Raw genomic sequence first — 17,560 nt, forward strand, 5'->3', positions numbered from 1 at the left:
CGACGTGCCCGGACACGGAGGGTTCGTCCCCGCTGGGCAGGGCCGGCCGGGCAGCCGTTCGGATACGCTCCCCATAGTGCTCGAGCCCACCGTGCGCAACGTGGGAAGGGACGCCGCGCTCGGGGCGGCTCACCGCGCGCCCTCGGCGCCGCAGCGGGAGAGCGCGTAGCGCAAGGCGTTCTGGAGCACGCCGAAGGTCGTGAACCCTCCCTCGGCCGCGCCGAGCTCCGTCATCGTCCGCGCGATCCCGGGCGAGATGCCGGAGACGAGGCAGGTGCTGCCGAGGAGGTTCGCCGCGCGCACCACGGCGAGGAGGTGGGCCACGGTCGCGGCGTCCACCGCGCTCACGCCGGTCAGGTCGAGAATGGCGAAGCGCGCGCCCGTCCGCACGATCTCGGCGAGGAGGCGCTCCATGATGTGATTCGCCCGCGCGGTCTCCACGGTCCCGATGACCGGCAGCACGAGGATCCCCTCCCACGCCTGGATGATGGGCGAGGACATGGCGAGCATCGTCTCCTGCTGCTGCCGCATCACCGCCTCGGCGCGCTCGCGCTCGGCGTTCTCCGCCGCGAGCAGCCGGTTCTTCTCCTCGAGCTCCTCGGCGTGGACCGCCCGGCGCTGGAGCGCCTCCCTGAGCTCGGTCTCCAGCCGCTTGAAGGGCGTGATGTCCCTGACCGCGATCGCGACGCCGTCTCTCAGCGGGATGACCTGATTCTGGAGCCACCGGCCCTCGTGTCCTGAGCTCTGGCTCTCCTGCTCCTCGAGGAGCCGCTCGCCGGTTTGAAAGACGCGCGCGTACTTGTCCAGCAGCCCGCGCTGGCGCGCGGAGGGCACCACCTCGCTGAACCGCCGGCCGACGATCTCCTCGCGCGGCATCGACATCCCCTCGACGGCCCGCTGGTTGGCGTCGGTGAACACGAAATCCACGAGCGTCCCGGCCTCGTCCAACGCGCACCGGAGCACGAAGAAGGCGTCCAGGCTCCCGTCGACCGCCGCCCGGAAGCGGGACTCGGCCGCGAGCAGCGACTCCTCCGCTTGCTTGCGATCCGTGACGTCACGCGCGACGAAATAGACGAGCTCCTCCCCCGGATGAAACGACGAGTTCCACTCGATCCACCGGTAAGAGCCGTCGCGACACCGGTAGCGGTTCGTGAACGTCACGGTGCCACAGCCGGCGAACGAGCGCGCCGACTCGGCCACCGTGCGCTCTCGATCGTCGGGGTGCACGAAGTCGATGAAGGGCTTCGACAAGAGCTCTTCGCGCGAGAACCCGAGCGTGCGCTCCCACGCATGGCCAACCCGCTTGAAGCGCCCGTCGGTCCCCGCGATGCCCACCAGATCCACGGACAGCTCGAAGAATCGGCCGAGCTCGTCCATCTGCCACGCTTGGTTCATGGTAAATTCCACCGCTACCAGATCCGGCGCGGATCGTCGAGCGTCCTGGGCGACCGAGGCCGGGCGCCGCGGATACGCGTCGCGATCGTGCGCCGCTGTACCAGCTGGGGCATCGCGGGCGCATTCTGTAGAAGTTGCGCTGGAGAGGAGTCGGGGGCGGGTCCGGCGAGGATCGTCAATGTTCATCCCACCTTCATGTGACGTCTCTCTGGGCGATACCCCCACCACCGGGCGCGGACATGCGACATCGCGCCGCAGGACAGCGTGTCGCAGGGTCGCGCCGCAGGACAGCGCGTACACAGGCGTCATGAGACGCCGACAGATCTTGGATCTCGCTGCCGCGAGCGCCGCGCTCGCCACATTGCAAACGCTCGGCGGGTGCGCGCAGGATGACGGCGCCCCCGGGCCGTCGCCCGCAACACCTGAAGGAGAGAGCTCCCCCATGCAGCACATCGCCATGCTGGTTTATCCGGGCTTCACCGCGCTTGACCTCATCGGTCCTCAGACCGCGTTCAGCATCCTTGACGATACGCAGATACACCTCGTGTGGAAGACGCTCGACCCCGTGACGACGGATTCGGGCATCACCCTCTTTCCCACGGCGACCTTCGGGACGTGTCCCGAGGAGCTCGAGATCCTCTTCGTCCCGGGCGGCGTCGCCGGCACGATCGCCGTGATGGAGGACGGCGAGGTCCTCGATTTCCTCGCGGCGCGGGCGGAGCAGGCGAGCTACGTGACGAGCGTTTGCACGGGGTCGCTCGTGCTCGGCGCGGCGGGGCTGCTCCGCGGCTACCGTGCGACCACACACTGGGCATTCCGCGAGGTCTTGCCCCTCCTCTCGGCCGAGCGCGTCGACGCGCGCTACGTCGAGGACCGCAACCGCATCACGGGAGGCGGCGTGACGTCAGGTATCGATTTCGGCCTCCGGATCGCCGCCAAGATGCGGGGCGAGGAGGCCGCGCAGGCGGCGCAGCTCGTCATGGAGTACGCCCCCGACCCGCCGTTCCAGGCGGGCACGCCGGAGTCCGCGCCCGCGGTCGTTGTCGAGCGGATCGCCAGCCTCATCGCGCCGGGGGTCGCCCAGGCCAGACAGGCAGCGGAGCACGCCACGGCACGCTGGTGAAGGCGCGACGCGGTTTCTCCGAAGGGCCGCTGAACCCGCGCGTTCCGGACAGGGCCGGTCAGCTCGTCCGGAACGCGCCGTAGAGCTTGTCGCGCCAAGCGATCAGATCATCGTAGCGATCGCGCAGGTCGGGGTCGGAGAAGCATCGCCGGCTGGCGGCGCCGAGCTTCAGCGCGGCGGGCGGCGCCACGTTCACGAGCACCTGGCTCATCGTGATGTCGGCGAACGTGAAGCCGCCCAGCAGCGTCCTCGGCGCGTCTCCCGACGGCGCGCCCCGCGCGAGCATCGCGCGGAGCTCGCCCAGCGCCTCGACCTGCGTTTGCAGGTGCGCCTCGCCGCCGGTCTCGTGGCCGCCGTACTTGCGGAGGGTGCGGCGGACCCCGAGCCCTCCGAGCCGCGAGGCGAGGGGGCCGAGCGCGCGGCGGAGCGGCCCGGGCGCCATCTCGGCGAGCGCCTCGTCGTCGGCCAGCATGCGCGACAGCGCGCGGGCGCGCCCGGCGGCGAGGGCGCGCTCCGACAGATCGATGAGCCGCGCGATGGCGGCCTCGTGCTCGGCAGGGAACAGGGTCGGACCGGCGCCGCGCCCGTCGGCCCAGCGCGCGATGTCGGCCGAGTCCGCGAGCACGCGCCCGTCGTCGGTGGTGAGCACCGGCACGGAGACAGGGCCCGTGAGCCGGCGGAGCTTCGCCCGGAGCGCCGGCTCGCCGATGAGCGGCTGGTAGTGACGGAAGGTGTACGGGACGCGCCGGACGTCGAGCGCCCAGCGCGCCTTCTCGGTCCACGCAGAGAACACGAGGCCAAGTAGCTCGGTCATAGGGCCGGCAGCCTACCACACGCCCCGCGCGCCTCCGGCCGATCGCTGGCGGGCAGAGGACGCGGCGCCTTGCCGGCGGCCCTCGGGCTCACCGCGGGCGATCTCACGCGCCGGCCTTCCGGTCGGCGGGCGCTCTCCTCCAACATTCGCCCAGCGTGCCGCGCCTCAACGCCTCAGGAGGACCTGCGCCTCTACCAGCCCAGTCCGATGCGCAGCGGCAGGAACACCGCCATGCCGGTCACGATGGTGCCCAGGATGTCGCGGCGGGAGATGTAGTAGACGCTGGCCGCGACGCTCGCGGGCAGCCGCGCGTCCTGGAAGGTCGCGATCAGCTGCCCCTGCGTCATCACCACCTCGGGCACGATCACGGCCGCCAGCGCCGCCAGCGGCGCGTAGCGCAGCCCGCGCCTGAGCCAGCCGGGCATCGGCAGATCCCGCTCGGGGTACAGGAAGAAGGCGCGGGTGAACGCCGTGATCAGCGCGAGGCCGAGGATGGCCGCGAAGGTCTGCCAGGCGCTCATCGCCCGGCCTCCTCGGTCCGCTCGCGCGCGCGCCTGTGCGCCTCTTCGGCCGCCTCGATGCCCAGGCCGACCGCGACCGCGGCGGCGATCGCGACAAGGATGTTGAGCTTCAAGGGCAGCGCGTAGGCCGCCACCGCGGCGCCGGCGGCGGTGCCGGCCGCCAGCCAGGTGGCCCTGTCCTGGAGCAGCGAGCAGGCGACGCCCAGCAGCGCGAGCACGCCGGCGAAGCCGAGGCCCCATTCGACAGGGATCACGTTGGCCAGCGCGATGCCGCCCAGCGAGGAGCCTTGCCATGCAGCCCAGTTCGTCGCCACGCCGCCCCAGAAATAGGGCTCCTGCTCGGGCGCCGGGTCGGGCACGGGAAAGCGCTTCATGAAGATCACGTAGCTCAGGTCGCCGCTGAAGTAGCCGCAGAGACACCGCCGCCAGCGCGGGATCCGCGCGAAGTAGGGCCGCCACATCGCGCTGAAGATCACGAACCGCAGGTTCACGCAGGTCGCGGTGGCCCAGACGACCCAGATCGGCGCGCCGGACGCGATCAGCGGCATCGCGGCGAGCTGCGCGCTGCCGGCGAAGACCAGGAGCGACATCAGCACCGCGAGCGGCGCCGTGAGCCCGCTCTTGACCATCGCGACGCCGGTCACGAGGCCCCAGGCGGCGACGCCGAGCGATACGTGCAGCATCTCGCGCGCTCCGCTGCGGAACTCGGGGTGGAGCGCGGTGGCGCGGGCGAAGGCGGCGAAGGACATGCGGGCGCTCGAGGGCCCAGGAAGTGTCCAGGCGCGCTGCGAAAGTCAAGGCGGCCCGCGCCCCCGGCGCGGCCTCCCGCCCGGGGAGGCCTGCTCCGGGACGAGCCTCCCGCGCTGCGCCCTCGAGGGGAGGGAGCGATCGCCTTGCATACAGACCGACCGGTCGGTATACCTTCCCGATGCCGGCGCGGACCTACTCCAGCGCGCGAGAGCGCATCCTCGACGCGGCCGAGCGGCTCCTCGCCTCGCGCGGGGTGAACCAGCTGACCATCGAGGCGGTGATCACCGACGCGCGGATCAGCAAAGGGGGCTTCTTTCACCACTTCGCGACGAAGGACGCGCTCCTGACAGCGGTGCTCGATCGGCTGAGCGCGCGGGTGAGCGATGACTCCGCGAAGCGCGCGGCTCGGGACCCGGAGCCCCGGGGCGCCCGGCTGCGGGCGCAGATCGCGCTCGCCTTCGACGCGGACAGGTGCGAGACCGCCGCGCCTCGCGCCTTGCTCCTGGCGCTCATCGAGGCGGCGAGCGCCCAGCCTGCGGTGGCGCGCCGCGCCGGCGAGCTGATCGCCGAGGCCTTCGCGCGCGACGCGGCCGAGGACATCCCGGAGGGGCGGGCCATCGCGATCCAGTTTGCTCTCGACGGTTTCTGGTTCTCCCAGGCGCTCGGCACGGCCGCGCTCACCGAGGGCCAGCTGCGGGCGCTGCGCGACGCGCTCCTCGCGCTGGCGCAGCCGGAGGCGGGCGCGGGGCGCCGGCCCAGGCGGCCACGAGCTTCAAAGAAAGGCGGTCCAGCGTGATGTCCATTCCCGATATCTCCGGTGCTCAGCACAAGGCGAACCCCCATCCGCTCTATGCGCGGCTGCGCTCCGAGGCGCCGGTCGTGCGCACCGTGCTCGGAGACGGAAAGCCCGCGTGGCTCGTGACGCGCTACTCCGACGTGGCTGTTGCGCTCAAGGACCCGCGCCTCGGCAAGGACCCGCTCCGCGCGCTCAGCGCCGAGGAGCGGGCCAGGCAGGTGCCGTGGATGCCCGGGTTTCTCCGGCCGATGTCGAAGAACATGCTCGATCAGGACCCTCCGGATCACACCCGCCTGCGCGCCCTTGTGCACCAGGTCTTCACGCCGCGGCGGGTCGAGGAGCTGCGCGGGCGCGTCGAGGCGATCACCGAGCGCCTCGTGGCGCGGGCCCGGGCGCGCGGGGCGCTCGATCTCCTGGAGGAGCTCGCGCTGCCGCTGCCGATGGCGGTGATCTGCGAGCTGCTCGGCATCCCCGAGGCGGACTGGCCGCGCTTCCGGACCTGGACGAACCGCCTGACCGGGGTCGTCACGAAGGTGGACATGGTCCGCGCGATGCCGTCTCTCTACATGTTCGTGCGCTACCTGCGCGCGCTGGTGGAGCGGCGCCGCCGCGCGGGCGGGGAGGATCTCCTCGCGGCGCTCGTGCGCGCCGAGGAGGCGGGCAGTCGGCTGAGCGAGGACGAGCTGCTCGCGATGGTCATGCTCCTGGTCGTGGCGGGGCACGAGACGACGGTGAACCTGATCGCCAGCGGGACGCTCGCCCTGCTCGACGATCCGGAGTCGCTCGACCGCGTGCGGCGCGAGCCTGGGCTGATCAAGCCGGCGGTCGAGGAGCTCCTGCGCTTCACGAGCCCGGTCGACCTCGCGACCGAGCGGTACACGATGGAGGACGTCGCGTTCGGCGAGCACGTGGTCCCGCGGGGACAGCGCCTCATCGCGGTGCTCGGCTCGGCGAACCACGACGAGCAGGTCTTTGCGAGCCCCGGGCGGCTGACGCTCGACCGGGACCCCAACCGCCACCTCGCCTTTGGCAACGGCGTGCACTACTGCCTTGGCGCGCCGCTGGCGCGGCTCGAGGCGCAGATCGCGTTCCCCGCGATCGTCCGGGATCTCCCCGAGCTGCGGCTCGCCGTGCCGCGTTCGTCCCTGACATGGAAGCCGTCGCTCCCCCTGCGCGGGCTCACCCGGCTGCCGGTGCGGTGCGCGGCGGCGCCGGTCTACTCCGTCCCCCGGGCGGCCCGGCCGCCGGAGGCGGGTACCCAGCTGTAGAGCACGCCCTTCGCGCTCGGCGGCGCTCGCGTGCCGATGTCGCGGAGTGTCCCGGTAGGGCAGAAAGGTCGTCCTTTCCTGCCGGGCCGCCGGGAACGTCGCGTGTCCAGACAGGGCGCGTCTGTCCGCGGCCGGGCCTCGGCCGTCCCGCCGTTCGCGCAGCCTGGGGCCCGGCGAACGGCATGCTCCATGCACTCACCGTCCTTCATGCGCTCCGGGGAGCCCAGGCTCTTGTCTCGTGATCTCTGGCGAGCGGATCGCGATGAGCAGGTCGAGCGCACGACGCGCGGTGCGCCCGTCTCGGCGCCGGCCCATCGCGCGGCGGTCGTCGGGGCAGGGTCGCCGTGAAAGGAGAGAGGCGTGCGAATCCATCATCTCAACTGCATCTCGACCTGTCCCATCGGCGGCGCGCTGATGGATGGCCAGACGCTGGGGCTCCGCGGGCGGCTGACGTGCCACTGCTTGCTCCTCGAGACGGAGAGCGGCCTGGTCCTCGTGGACACCGGGCTCGGGCTGCTGGACGTCTCGATGGCGAGGAAGCGGCTCAGCCGGTTCTTTCTCTTCCTCGTGCGACCGGAGTTTCGCGCCGAGATGACGGCGTACCGGCAGATCCAGCGCCTCGGTCTCCGGCCCGAGGACGTCCGTCACATCGTGCTCACCCACCTCGATTTCGACCATGCCGGCGGCCTCGACGACTTTCCCGGCGCCGAGGTGCACCTGCTCGCCGCCGAGCGTGACGCCGCGGTCGCCCGGCGGACGCTCCTCGACAGGATGCGTTACCGGCCGGCCCAGTGGTCGACGCAGCCGAGCTGGATCGCCTATCCCTCGCACGGCGGCGAGCGCTGGTTCGGCTTCGAGGGGGCGCGGCCGGTGGGCGGTCTGAAGGACGAGGTGCTCTTCGTCCCGCTCATCGGTCACACGCTGGGTCACGCCGGCGTGGCTGTCCGGAGCGATGGCGGGTGGCTGCTCCTCGCCGGCGACGCCTACTTCTATCACCGCGAGATGGACCCGGTTCGACCGACCTGCACGCCCGGCCTGCGTCTCTATCAGTTCATGATGGAGAAGGACCGCGGCGCGCGGCTCGAGAACCAGCGCCGGCTGCGTGCGCTGTGCCAGGACAGCGGCCACGAGGTGACCCTCGTGTGCTCCCACGACGTCGTGGAGTTCGAGCGCCTCGCCGGGCGGAGCCATGCTGTGCCGGCGGGCGTCCGGGGGATGGACGCGTCCGAGCCACCCTCGTGGACCCCCGCCTCGGCCCGAGCACAGAGGATCTGAGCTACAGAGGCACAGCGCAAATACAACCTCTGTGCTCTCCGCGGCTCATGCTCCAGGGCAGCTCTCGACGAGCCCCTCTCCTGATCACGCCGCGTCCCGTCACGGCGCCGCCCCCACCGGCAGCGTGAAATGGAACGTCGTGTCCCCTCCCTTGGGGCTCTCGACCCAGATCCTGCCGTGGTGCGCCTCGACAAGCCCCTTCGCGATGTACAGCCCGAGCCCGAGGCCGACCGCGCGCTCCTCCCTCGCTTTTCCCCGGAAGAACCGCTCGAACAGCAGCGGCAGGTCCTCGGCCGGGATCCCGCGGCCGCTGTTCCGGATGGAGATCTGCACCTCGTCGCCGCGCCGCTCCAGCGACGCCTGGATCGGCGCCTCCGGATCCCCGTATTTCACGGCGTTGGAGATGAGGTTGCTGAGCACCTGCTCGACGCGCCCGGCGTCCGCGTGCACGACCGGGATCTCTCCCCTGATCTCGACCTCGACAGCGTGCCCCTCGGCCTCGCTCGCCATCCGCTCCACGACCGCGAGGAGCAGCGCCGGCAGATCGACGGGAGCGCTCTCGATCGCGAGCCGCCGCGACTCGATCTGCGAGATATCCGTCAGATCGGACACCATCCGCCCGAGCCGCTTGGCGCTCGCCACGATATGCCCCGCCCTCGTCTTCACCGCGGCCGCCACCTGCGGCTTCCGCTCGATCTGGGCCGCATAGCCGAGGATCGTCGTCACGGGCTGCTTCAGATCGTGCGCCACCACCGACGTCCATTCTTCCTTGAGCCGCTCGAGGTCCTTGAGCCGCGTGATGTCGTCGAACACGACGACCGCGCCGAGCCGCTGCCCATTTCCGTCGACGATGGGCCCGGCGCTCACGAGCACCGCCAGCATGCTGCCGTCGGCGCGCCGGAGCGCGAGCTCCCTCGAGGTCGTGACCTCGCCGCGCAGCGCGCCCGCCGAGGGCAGCGCGTCGTCCGGGAGCGGCTGCCCGTCGAGCGAGCGCAGGCTCCATGCGCCCGGCAGCCCCGGCGGCGCGTCGGTCCCGGCGAGCTCCTGGGCGCGGCGATTCGAGGCGATCGGCGCGCCGGCCGGGTCGAGGAGGAGGATGCCGACCGGCGAGCGCTCGATGACCGCGTCGAGCCAGCGCCGCTCGGCCGCCACCTGCTTGAGGAGCCGCTCGCGCTCCTCGTCGGCGAGCTTCTCCGTCGTGACGTCGCGCGAGATGCCGATCCCGGCGACCGGGGCCCCGTGCTCGTCGCGCTGGATCGTGATGTGGGTCGCGACCCAGCGGATCCGGCCGCTCCTGTCGATGATCCGGAACGTGATCCGCCCGCCGGCCGCGGCCATCTGCGCGACGAACTCGTCATAGCGCCTGCTGTCCTCGGGGTGGACCAGCGAGAGGAACAGCTGAGGATTCTCGTACCAGGCCTCGGGCGGATAGCCGGTGTGCTCGAGGACGGCGGGGTTGATGTACTCGTAGCCTCCTTCCGGGCCGAACCGGATGCAAAAGATGACGTCGCTCGCGTGCTCCGCGATCACCCGCAGGCGCTCCTCGCTGAGCCGCAGGGCCCGCTCGGCGCGCCGCTGCTCGGTGACGTCGAGGGCCGTGCCGATCAACCGGAGCGGGGTTCCGTCCTCGGCCCGGATCACGTCCGCCGCGGTGTGGAGGAGGCGCTCTTCGCCGCTCGGGCGGAGGATCCGGTAGTCCATGCAGTACGGCCTCTCCCCGTGGAGGGCGAGGTCGACGGCGCGCATCAGGCCCTCGCGGTCCTCCGGGTGGATGCAGGCGAGGAACCGCTCGTACGTGAGCGCGCCGGCGTCGCGGGACAGCCCCAGCATCGAATAGCACTCGTCGGACCAGAACAGCTCGTCGGTCGGAATGTGCCAGTCCCAGTTGCCCAGCCTGGCTATCTTCTGCGCCCGCGCGAGGCTCTCCTCGCTCAGCCGGAGCGCCGCCTCCGTCTTCCTGGCATCCGCGATCGCCTCGTTGAGCTGCTCGCTCGCGCGCTCCAGCGCGCGTTTGTCCCGCTCGAGCTCCTCGATCCGCGCCCGCAGCGCGCGGCGCTCGGCGGCGGCGAGCGCCATCCCGAAGAGGCGCGACAGCGCGCCTGTGGTCTCGACGATCTCGGGCTGCGGCAGGGGGGGTTGCGCCGCGGCACAGAGCAGCACCGCGCGCAGGTCGCCGGCGAAGGCGATCGGGATCGCGATGGCGTGGTCGCAGCCGCAGAGGGCGCGCAGGTGGCCGGCGTCCAGGAGCGCCGCCGCGGTCTCGCCCTCGGGCGCGACCTGCACGATCCTCGTGCGGGCGGCCTTGGCCGCGAGGCTCCGGTCGTCGAGCGGCAGGCGCTGGAGCGCGTCCAGCGAGCCCGCGCCGCCGCCCTCCGAGGCGACGAGCCTGAGCGCTCCCGGCTCCTGGGCGACCTCGTAGAGACAGGCGATGTCGGCGTGCAGGAGGCGCGACGTCGCCGCCACGATCGCGCGCGGCGTGCCGTCCTCGCCGGCGTGGAGCAGGGCCAGCGACGCGTCGGCCACGATGCGGGCCAGCGCGCCGCTCGACGTGGGCGGGTCCTGGCGACGTCCCTTTCCGGACGGTCCTCCCCGCTCGGCTCCTCGCCCTCCGTCGTCGCTGTTCACTCCGCCCCTCGCGCCTTCTGCCAGGATCCCGGCGGGCGCGAGGCGAGACTAACACGAGCGTTCGTGCGGCACCTCGGTTCGCTCAGCGATCCTTTGCCGGGCCCGAGCCCGGCGCGGGCCGCGTCCACGCCCCCACCGCGGAGAGCTCCGTGGGAGCCTTCGATGTCATCCGGCTGCGCGGCATTCAGGTGCAGGCGACAACACCTGCCTTACAGTGGGAGCGTTGCGTGCTCGGAGCTGTCGAGCTCGCCATTGCAGGAAAGACAGCGATGGCCGGATGGCGTCGAGGAGGTCCTGCGTCGCGTGGCTGAAGCTCATGGCCTGGATGGCGGAGGCCGGATCGCCGGTGAGGTTGACCTCTCGCTGCCTGGGGGCGCCGTCGACGCCACCCCGCCGGTTGACGCTCGCGGTCATCTCTCCATGCTCCCCGTGAACGCGGGTTGCCCGCGCACGGAGGAACCATGTCCAGGACAGCGTCGAACGAGACGAGGAAGATCCGCTACGCGGTCGTCGGGGCGGGCAACATCGCGCAGGTCGCCGTGCTGCCGGCGTTCAAGAACGCCGCCGAGAATTCGGAGCTCGTCGCGCTCGTCTCGGGTGATCCCGAGAAGCTCGCCGCGCTGGGCGAGCGCTACGGCGTCACCGAGCGCGGCGGGTACGACGAGCTCGAGGACATCCTGAAGCGCGCGCGCGCCGACGCGGTGTACATCGCCCTGCCCAACGCGATGCACCGCGCGTACACCGAGCGCGCCGCGGCGGCCGGCGTCCACGTGCTCTGCGAGAAGCCCATGGCCATGACCGAGGAGGACTGCGAGGCGATGATCCGCGCCACGAAGGACCGCGGCGTGAAGCTGATGATCGCCTACCGTCTCCATTTCGAGGAGGCGAACCTGCAGGCCATCGAGATCGCGCGCTCGGGCAAGCTCGGTGAGGTGCGCGCGTTCACCTCCCTGTTCACGCAGGTGGTGCGCCCCGGCGACATCCGCACGCGGAGCGAGGAGGGCGGCGGTGCGCTGTTCGACCTCGGCGTTTACTGCGTCAACGCCGCGCGGTACCTCTTTCGTGAGGAGCCGACCGAGGTGCTCGCCACGAGCCTGCGGCTCGACGAGAAGCGCGCCAGGGACGTCGACGAGACCACCGCGGCCATCCTGCGCTTCCCGAGCGGCGCGGTCGCGCAATTCACCGTCAGCCAGGGGCTCGCGAGCGTGTCGACGCTCCGCCTCGCGGGCACCGAGGGCGACCTCCGCGTGGAGCCGGCCTTCGATTACACGGCCGACATCAAGCATTACCTGACGGTGGGCGGGAAGACGGAGGAGAAGACGTTCAAGAAGCGGGACCAGTTCGCTCCCGAGCTCGTCTATTTCTCGCGCTGCCTCCTCGAGGGCAAGGAGCCCGAGCCGTCGGGCCTCGAAGGGCTCGCCGACGTGCGGGTGATGTTCGCGATCCAGAGCTCCGCCGCGAGCGGGAGGGTCGAGGCGATCCCGCCGCTCCATCCGGAGCAAAGGCCCGACATGCGCCAGAACATCAAGAAGCCCCCGGTCGACGCGCCGGAGCCGGTGAAGGCCCCGTCGCCGTCGGAGCAGTGAGGCGACGACCCGACCCGGGCCGCGGCCTTCGGGGAGGCCCTGCCGGGTCGCTCCAGCGGACCCCTGGCCGAGCGCCGGCGCGGCGCCCGCGCGCTCCTCGCGCCGTCACCCTTCGAGGTAGGAGCCGAGCTCTCGTTGCCGCGAGCGCATCCGGAGCTTCTCGAGCAGCTTCGCCTCGATCTGGCGGATGCGCTCCCGCGTCAGCGAGAACGACTGCCCGATCTCCTCGAGCGTCTCGTCCTCGTTGCCGTCGAGGCCGAAGCGGCGCCGCAGGAGCTCGCGCTCGCGCGGCTGGAGCGAGTCGAGCAGCTCGCGCGTCTGCTCGATCAGGCGGCGCCGGGCCAGCATCTCGGCGGGCGTGGGGTCCTCGTTGGCCAGCAGATCGCCGAACCGCGTGTCGCCTTCCTCGCCGACGGGGGCGTCGAGGCTGAGCGGCTCGAGGGCGAGCTCGCCGATCACGCGCACCTTCTCCACGGAGAGGCCGCTGCGCTCCGCGACCTCCTCGACGGAGGGCTCGCGCCCGCGCTCCTGCACCAGATCTCGCCGGGCGCGCACCACCTGGCTCCGGATCGCGGTGAGGTGGACCGGCATGCGGACGGGCTTGCCCTGGTTGAGGATCGTCCGCTTGATGGCCTGCTTGATCCACCACGCGGCGTAGGTGCCGAAGCGGTGGCCGCGACGGTACTCGAACTTGTCGGCGGCGCGGATGAGGCCGAGGTTCCCTTCCTGCACGAGGTCGAGCAGCGGGACGCCGAAGCGCTGGTGCTCCCGCGCGATGGCGACCGCGAGCCGGAGGTTCGCCTGGACGAGCTCCGACTTCGCCTGGGCGACCGCGCGACGCCCCCGGGCGATCGCCGCGATGGTGGCCGCGATCGGCGCGCGCTCCGCCCCGTCGGCCTCGGCCGCCGCCGTGCGCAGGCTCCTCTCGATGCGCTCCTCGAAGGTCGGATCGAGGCGCAGCTCGGCGAGGCCCGCGGCGAGGCCCGCCAGGGCGATCTCCACGTCCTCCTCATCCCGCCGCCGTGCGACGAGCTCTGCGTCCTGCTGCCGGGCGACGAGCGCCCGGGCGACGCCGAGCAGCCCCACGAGCCGCGTCGTGCACGCGTCCGCGTCGGGATCGTTCGCGTCGGTCTCGCACAGGAGGTCCCGGACGCTGAGCGCCCCGTTCTCGACGTCCTCCGCCGTGAAGGCGAGCTCGCGCAGGGCGACGGGCGAGCGGACCCATGCCTCGAAGCACGCGAGCGCGCCCGCCTCGATGCGGCGGCCGAGCGCGACCTCGCCCTCGCGCGTGAGCGGCTGGCTGCCGGCGAGCGACCGGAAGTACAGCTCCGTCGCCCCGAGCGAGGCCTGCGTGCCAGCGGACTTCGGGCGGCGCGCCGGAGCGCGCTCGCCCCCGCGGCCGGGCGCGGCTCCGCGCCCGGCCGCGGACCCGCGCCCGGGCGCGGAATCGATGGAAACGGGAGGACTCGATTCGGACTCGCTCGCCGGTAGCGAGGAACGGAACCTCATTCAATGCGCTCCAGTGTTGCCGCTGCTTCGTGCCTGACCTTGAAGGGTGTGAAGGGGCACGATCATCGAGGCGCCTCGTTATCCTAACCGCCAAGGACGTAAATAGGAAAACGAATCGCTCGCTGATTTGGCGCATTTCCACGGCGTTTTCGGAGGTCGTCCGCCGGCTGGAGCGGAGCGTCTCTGCGCCGGCGCAGGCGGCCGCGCGGTCGCGCATGGCCGAACGAGCGGGCACGGCCTGCTGGCGTCGTCGGTGTTTCACCCCGATGCGGTCTTGTCGTCGCTTGCCGTTGGAGCCTGTCGCCGGACGTGGTGAGGACGGCGCCGGACGGACACGGCGGCGCCGCGAAGGGGCCAGGGGGAGACCGAAGCGGACGGCCTCGGAGGGGGCGCCGGGAGGTGGCGACGTGGCGGAGCCGCCTCGCGAGGGGGGTCGGAGCGAGCTGGAACCGAACCGGAGGGCCTCGGAGGGGGCGCCGGGAGGTGGCGACGTGGCGGAGCCGCCTCGCGAGGGGGGGTCGGAGCGATCGGGAGCCGAACCGGAGGGCCTCGGAGGGGGCAGGGGGAGGTGGCGACGTGGTGGAGCCGCCTGGCGAGGGGGGTCGGAGCGATCGGGAGCCGAACCGGAGGGCCTCGGAGGGGGCGCCGGGAGGTCACGACGTGGCGGAGCCACCGTTCAACGAAGAGCGCAGTGAAGCCCATGCGCTTCAGAGGACGGGTTGCTCTCGCCAGGGAGGATCTGACAGGGGCGTTCTGGGCTCTCCTGGACGCGTGTTGTACGTAAAGCGCTCCATGGATTGGAGCACATCGAGGGTCACGTCGACGTGATGCTCGTGCTCACCGGGGTCGCGGGTGCGTTCGGCGAGCTCGGCCGCGATCGTGCGCCCTCCTGAGCCGTGCGCCGCGCCTGCGGGGACTTCAGGGCAGGAGCCTCGCTTGACCCGCCCCCTGAAGCTCGTCCGATCGCTGCCGCCGTCTCCCAGGTACGCCTTCGCGGGGGACGACGCGGCGCTCGTGGACGGGTTCCGGCGGGGCGATTTGCGGGCGCGCTCCGCCCTGTACGACCGGTACGCCGAGCACGTCCACCGGGTGCTTTACCGGCTGATCGGCTTCCACCGCGACCTCGCGGACCTGCACCACGACGTCTTCGTGCGCGCGCTCGGCTCGCTGCCGACACTGGAGGACCCGAGCGCGCTCAAGGGCTGGCTCACGATGATCGCGGTGCACGTGGCGCGCTCGTCGATCACCCGCAGGAAGCGGCGCAGCTGGCTCTGGTTCCTGCCGAGCGAGGAGCTGCCCGAGGTCGAGTCCGGCGCGGCGTCGGGCGAGGTGCTGGACGCCTTGCGGGCGACCTACGCGGTCCTCGACGCGCTCCCGGTGGAGGAGCGGATCGCCTTCGCGCTCCGGTTCATCGACGGCATGGAGCTCACCGAGGTGGCCGCGGCGTGCGAGACCTCGCTGGCGACGATCAAGCGGCGGCTCGCCCGCGCGTGCGCCCGCTTCGGGGCCGAGGCGCGCAAGCAACCCGTGCTCGAGGCGTGGCTCGATGGAGGTACCCGGTGGGGCAATCCGAGCGATCGCTGACCGCCCTCGGGCGGCACGTGGCCGAGCTGCAGGACCGGGCGGCGGCGGCGCGGCTCGACCTGGAGCGCGGGCGCGCGCGGCTGATCGAGGCGGAGCTGCCCGATCGCCGGTCGGAGGACCGCGCCGGCGGGAACCCCGGTGCGCCGCGGTTTGTGAGGACCTCCGGCGAGGGGCGCGCGAGCGGGGCGATCGCCCGGGCGCCTGCGCGGTCGCGCGCGACCCGGCTCGCCGCGTCGCTGGCGGCGGCGCTGCTCCTCGCCGCGATCGCGGTGGTGCTCGTGAAGCGCTCGCGCGGTCCGATGGGCTTCGAGCTCGGGACGACCGAGGCGGGGGTGGTCGGGGCGTGGATCGCGGCGCCCCCCGAGGCGGAGCTCCCGATCCGGTTCTCGGACGGGTCGCTGCTCCGCCTCGCGCCGGGCGGGCGCGCCCGCGTCGTCGCGGTGGACGCGGAGGGCGCAGAGGTCGCCCTGGAGCGGGGCGCGCTCGACCTGTCGGTCGTCCACCGGGAGCGCTCGCGCTGGACGGTGCGGGTGGGTCCGTTTCAGGTGCACGTGATCGGGACGCGCTTCGAGACCCGGTGGGACCCGGTGACCGAACAGTTCGGGGTGGCCTTGCGCGAGGGGGCGATCACCGTCTCCGGGCCGGTCGTGGGAGATTCGCGCGCCGTCCGTGCCGGCGAGCGGCTCGTGATTTCGCCCGCGACGAATACGCTCGAGGTGGGGCCGATCGACGCGACGTTGACCGACGCAACCCCGGTCGGCGGCGCAACCTCGGTCGGCGGGGTCGGCGGCGCAACCCCGGTCGGCGGCGCAACCTCGGTCGGCGGGGTCGGCGGCGCAACCCCGGTCGGCGGCGCAACCCCGGTCGGCGGCGCAACCTCGGTCGGCGGCGCAACCCCGGTCGGCGGCGCAACCCCGGTCGGCGGCGCAACCTCGGTCGGCGGCGCAACCCCGGTCGGCGGCGCAACCTCGGTCGGCGGCGCAGTCGGCGGCGCAACCTCGGTCGGCGGCGCAACCCCGGTCGGCGGCGCAACCCCGGGCGGCGGCGTGGATCCGCCGAGCGCTCATGCAGGCGCCGAGGGTTCGTCCACCCCCCCGGCGGCCACCCCGTCGCTGGCGCCCCCGGACACGCCCCGCTGGCGAGCCCTCGCCCTCGACGCCAGGTACAAGGAAGCCCTCGCCGCGGCGGAGCGCGAAGGCTTCGACGCCATCTGCGGGGCGGGGACCGCCGGCGACCTGCACGCCCTCGGCGACGCAGCCCGCCTCGGCGGCAGCTCGGCGCGCGCCGTCCAGGCCTTCACCGCCCTCCGCAGGCGATTCCCCGGCTCGCCTGAGGCCGCGTCAGTAGCGTTCCTCCTCGGGCGGATCGCCCAGGACCAGCTGAAGGACGACGCCGGCGCTGCGGGCTGGTTCACCCGGTATCTGAGCGAGCACCCGGCCGGCGCGTTCGCTGCCGATGCTGCGGGACGCCTCGTCGAGGCAGAGGACAAGCGTGGCGACGAGGCGGGCGCTCGCCGCGCGGCGGAGCGCTACCTCGCCGCGTATCCGAGCGGCTCGCACGCGGTGTACGCCAGGCGCCTGCTCGCGCGCAGCTCGACGCCGGCCGCCCCCGGCGGCTCGTCCGGCCATCCGGGCGCTGCCCCCGGCGGCTCGTCCGGCCCTCCGGGCGCTGCCCCCGATCCCCCGCCGCCGTGACACGCCGCTCCCCGGTGCCCCTCGTCCTCGCCCTCGCCACCCTCGCGGCGGGGGCCGCGCTCGCGGCGGGCGCGCACGCCGACGAGGTCCGCGAAGAGGCCCCCTCGACCCTCGCCGTCCTCTGCCCGCCGGGCGATCGCTTCGGCCTGCGGATCGTCGCCGAGCTCGAGTCGCTCGGCTTCCGCACGGAGATCGTCGACCCCGCGGCCGAGCCGGCCACGCGCGCGTCCCTCGAGGCCTCGGCGCGCCGGGCGGGCGCGATCGCCGCGATCCGCGCCGTCCGCGCCGGGCGCGGCGTCGAGGTGTGGATCGTCGCCCCCTTCGCGCGCCTCGGCGTCGCCTTCGCCGTGACACCAGCGTTCCGCCTCCGCGCCGACGTTCTCGCCAGCGTGATCGCTCAAGGGGTCTCGATCCAGATCACCGAGCACGACACCGTGACCTGGGGACAACCGATCCTGCTCACCTCGGCCGGCGTCGACTTCGGGTGGTTTTGATGAGCCGTCTCCGTGCCCCCGAGGGACTCCATATCAGGAACCTGATCCGGAGGTCAGCGAATGAAGCGACGAATGATGGTTCTCGGAGCCGTGGCCATGTTGATCCCCACGCGTCCGAGGGACTTC

The 17,560-nt window shown here is 72.6% G+C and carries 15 protein-coding genes; 8 read left to right on the forward strand and 7 right to left on the reverse strand.

The window, feature by feature from the left end; genetic code table 11:
• Positions 1-129 precede the first annotated feature (129 nt).
• Positions 130-1,395, reverse strand: a complete 1,266-nt coding sequence (locus WME75_RS01170) for a PAS domain S-box protein (protein WP_437485547.1) — start codon at positions 1,393-1,395, stop codon at positions 130-132.
• A 442-nt stretch (positions 1,396-1,837) separates the two neighbouring features.
• On the opposite strand from WME75_RS01170, the gene WME75_RS01175 reads away from it, so the two are divergent.
• Positions 1,838-2,518 (forward strand): DJ-1/PfpI family protein, encoded by a 681-nt coding sequence (locus WME75_RS01175; RefSeq protein ID WP_437485549.1) that lies wholly within the window; start codon positions 1,838-1,840, stop codon positions 2,516-2,518.
• A 58-nt stretch (positions 2,519-2,576) separates the two neighbouring features.
• Here the strand turns inward: WME75_RS01175 and WME75_RS01180 are convergent, their stop codons facing one another.
• From WME75_RS01180 to WME75_RS01190, 3 genes are all read right to left on the reverse strand, one after another.
• A complete protein-coding gene (locus WME75_RS01180) occupies positions 2,577-3,332 on the reverse strand; it encodes a glutathione S-transferase (RefSeq protein ID WP_437485551.1) in 756 nt (251 codons plus the stop codon).
• Between the two features lie 191 nt (positions 3,333-3,523).
• On the reverse strand, positions 3,524-3,853 hold the full coding sequence (locus WME75_RS01185) for an AzlD domain-containing protein (RefSeq protein WP_437485553.1): 330 nt from the start codon (positions 3,851-3,853) through the stop codon (positions 3,524-3,526).
• On the reverse strand, positions 3,850-4,602 hold the full coding sequence (locus WME75_RS01190) for an AzlC family ABC transporter permease (protein WP_437485554.1): 753 nt from the start codon (positions 4,600-4,602) through the stop codon (positions 3,850-3,852). Before WME75_RS01190 ends, WME75_RS01185 begins: the two co-directional genes overlap by 4 nt.
• A 179-nt stretch (positions 4,603-4,781) precedes the next feature.
• Here WME75_RS01190 and WME75_RS01195 point away from each other — a divergent pair, with 179 nt between their 5' ends.
• From WME75_RS01195 to WME75_RS01205, 3 genes are all read left to right on the forward strand, one after another.
• Positions 4,782-5,399 carry a TetR/AcrR family transcriptional regulator gene (locus WME75_RS01195; protein ID WP_437485556.1) on the forward strand — a complete coding sequence of 206 codons (618 nt, stop codon included), beginning with the start codon at positions 4,782-4,784 and terminating at the stop codon, positions 5,397-5,399.
• A complete protein-coding gene (locus tag WME75_RS01200; RefSeq protein WP_437485558.1) occupies positions 5,399-6,667 on the forward strand; it encodes a cytochrome P450 family protein in 1,269 nt (422 codons plus the stop codon). The genes WME75_RS01195 and WME75_RS01200 overlap by 1 nt, the downstream gene beginning before the upstream one ends.
• A gap of 360 nt (positions 6,668-7,027) precedes the next feature.
• The gene (locus WME75_RS01205; protein ID WP_437485560.1) at positions 7,028-7,942 is read left to right on the forward strand and encodes an MBL fold metallo-hydrolase; all 915 of its coding nucleotides are present in this window, start codon (positions 7,028-7,030) and stop codon (positions 7,940-7,942) included.
• 99 nt (positions 7,943-8,041) lie between these two features.
• Here WME75_RS01205 and WME75_RS01210 read toward each other — a convergent pair whose 3' ends face one another.
• On the reverse strand, positions 8,042-10,567 hold the full coding sequence (locus WME75_RS01210; RefSeq protein WP_437485562.1) for a PAS domain-containing protein: 2,526 nt from the start codon (positions 10,565-10,567) through the stop codon (positions 8,042-8,044).
• 165 nt (positions 10,568-10,732) lie between these two features.
• Positions 10,733-10,981, reverse strand: coding sequence for a hypothetical protein (locus WME75_RS01215; RefSeq protein WP_437485564.1), 249 nt, complete (start codon positions 10,979-10,981; stop codon positions 10,733-10,735).
• Positions 10,982-11,028: 47 nt separating this feature from the next.
• Between WME75_RS01215 and WME75_RS01220 the strand changes: the two genes are divergently transcribed.
• On the forward strand, positions 11,029-12,153 hold the full coding sequence (locus tag WME75_RS01220; protein ID WP_437485566.1) for a Gfo/Idh/MocA family protein: 1,125 nt from the start codon (positions 11,029-11,031) through the stop codon (positions 12,151-12,153).
• Between the two features lie 105 nt (positions 12,154-12,258).
• On the opposite strand, the gene WME75_RS01225 is transcribed toward WME75_RS01220, so the two are convergent.
• Positions 12,259-13,662 (reverse strand): sigma-70 family RNA polymerase sigma factor, encoded by a 1,404-nt coding sequence (locus tag WME75_RS01225; protein ID WP_437485568.1) that lies wholly within the window; start codon positions 13,660-13,662, stop codon positions 12,259-12,261.
• Positions 13,663-14,598: 936 nt separating this feature from the next.
• On the opposite strand from WME75_RS01225, the gene WME75_RS01230 reads away from it, so the two are divergent.
• Genes WME75_RS01230 through WME75_RS01240 form a run of 3 tightly spaced genes read left to right on the forward strand, consistent with a single transcriptional unit; the run spans position 14,599 to position 17,434 of the window.
• On the forward strand, positions 14,599-15,246 hold the full coding sequence (locus WME75_RS01230; protein ID WP_437485570.1) for an RNA polymerase sigma factor: 648 nt from the start codon (positions 14,599-14,601) through the stop codon (positions 15,244-15,246).
• Entirely contained in the window at positions 15,222-16,940 is a 1,719-nt protein-coding gene (locus WME75_RS01235) for a FecR domain-containing protein (RefSeq protein WP_437485572.1), read from the forward strand. Before WME75_RS01230 ends, WME75_RS01235 begins: the two co-directional genes overlap by 25 nt.
• Positions 16,937-17,434, forward strand: a complete 498-nt coding sequence (locus tag WME75_RS01240) for a hypothetical protein (RefSeq protein ID WP_437485574.1) — start codon at positions 16,937-16,939, stop codon at positions 17,432-17,434. The genes WME75_RS01235 and WME75_RS01240 overlap by 4 nt, the downstream gene beginning before the upstream one ends.
• Positions 17,435-17,560 lie beyond the last annotated feature (126 nt).

This window comes from Sorangium sp. So ce1014 (assembly GCF_051521505.1).
GTDB lineage: Bacteria > Myxococcota_A > Polyangia > Polyangiales > Polyangiaceae > Sorangium.

Bases quoted from the DNA above. Each gene is read 5' to 3' on its own strand.
- WME75_RS01190 (WP_437485554.1), bottom strand. From the start codon at position 4,602: ATGTCCTTCGCCGCCTTCGCCCGCGCCACCGCGCTCCACCCCGAGTTC.
- WME75_RS01170 (WP_437485547.1), bottom strand. From the start codon at position 1,395: ATGAACCAAGCGTGGCAGATGGACGAGCTCGGCCGATTCTTCGAGCTG.
- WME75_RS01220 (WP_437485566.1), top strand. From the start codon at position 11,029: ATGTCCAGGACAGCGTCGAACGAGACGAGGAAGATCCGCTACGCGGTC.
- WME75_RS01200 (WP_437485558.1), top strand. From the start codon at position 5,399: ATGTCCATTCCCGATATCTCCGGTGCTCAGCACAAGGCGAACCCCCAT.
- WME75_RS01195 (WP_437485556.1), top strand. From the start codon at position 4,782: ATGCCGGCGCGGACCTACTCCAGCGCGCGAGAGCGCATCCTCGACGCG.
- WME75_RS01180 (WP_437485551.1), bottom strand. From the start codon at position 3,332: ATGACCGAGCTACTTGGCCTCGTGTTCTCTGCGTGGACCGAGAAGGCG.
- WME75_RS01225 (WP_437485568.1), bottom strand. From the start codon at position 13,662: ATGAGGTTCCGTTCCTCGCTACCGGCGAGCGAGTCCGAATCGAGTCCT.
- WME75_RS01175 (WP_437485549.1), top strand. From the start codon at position 1,838: ATGCAGCACATCGCCATGCTGGTTTATCCGGGCTTCACCGCGCTTGAC.
- WME75_RS01215 (WP_437485564.1), bottom strand. From the start codon at position 10,981: ATGACCGCGAGCGTCAACCGGCGGGGTGGCGTCGACGGCGCCCCCAGG.
- WME75_RS01185 (WP_437485553.1), bottom strand. From the start codon at position 3,853: ATGAGCGCCTGGCAGACCTTCGCGGCCATCCTCGGCCTCGCGCTGATC.